This window comes from Oleiphilus sp. HI0061 (assembly GCF_001635675.1).
Window position 1 is genome coordinate 1 of the sequence record NZ_LWFE01000427.1, and the last position, 951, is coordinate 951.

Genomic DNA, 951 nt, shown 5'->3' on the forward strand with positions numbered 1-951 from the left:
GCTTGCCCCAGAATAACACCACCACCCGCATAGATTACCGGACGCTTAGCTGCCAATAACATATCGACCGCTTTCTTAATCTGACCAGAATGCCCTCTTACCGGCGGCGTATAAGAACGCAACTTCACCTTTTTGGGGTAAACGTATTCAAAACGTTCATTTGGCGCCGTCATATCCTTAGGAATATCCACAACAACCGGCCCCGGACGACCCGACTGCGCAATATAGAAAGCCTTTTTCAAGACCTCTGGTATTTCTGAGGCATGCCTTACAGCCATATTATGCTTAACAACAGGACGAGATACGCCCATCATATCGGTTTCCTGAAAAGCATCTTCACCAATTAAGGTTGAAGGCACCTGCCCGCAAAGCACAACCATTGGAATAGAATCCATAAAGGCTGTAGCAATACCTGTAATTGTATTCGTCGCACCAGGTCCAGACGTAACGAGCACGACACCCGCCTTACCAGACGCTCGCGCGTAACCATCCGCCATATGAACAGCTGCCTGCTCATGACGAACCAAAATATGTTCAACTTTATCCTGTCTGAAAAGCGCATCATAAATATGCAGCGCTGCACCACCAGGATAACCGTATATGTACTCGACACCCTCGTCTTGTAAAAAACGAGCAATCATATCGGCGCCAGATAATAGCTCCACGATAATTACCTTCTGTTAAATAGTTTATGGAAGCTTAATCCGAGTTAACTCTCACTTCTTTTGGAAGTGCACTGGATGCAATCTAGCGTTACTTTGATGGTAAATTTGGCGTAGAGTTTCGCCATAAAGTCCAGCACTTTTATGTCATGCTAGACTCCTGTTTTACCACTGCCTCTTACATTTTCTATCAAGCAAAGTAAGAAGCTCAAATACGCTGGGGGATACTATTACCGTCAAACGATTAACGTTGAAAAACGACACTTGTAAAACCCTAGAAAAAGCAACC

Annotated in this window: 1 protein-coding gene; it reads right to left on the reverse strand. The window is 45.0% G+C overall.

Annotation, left to right across the window (positions count from 1 at the left end):
* The coding region (locus A3735_RS05745; RefSeq protein ID WP_255375137.1) for a thiamine pyrophosphate-binding protein at positions 1–665 on the reverse strand (665 nt) is incomplete at its 3' end.
* Positions 666–951 lie beyond the last annotated feature (286 nt).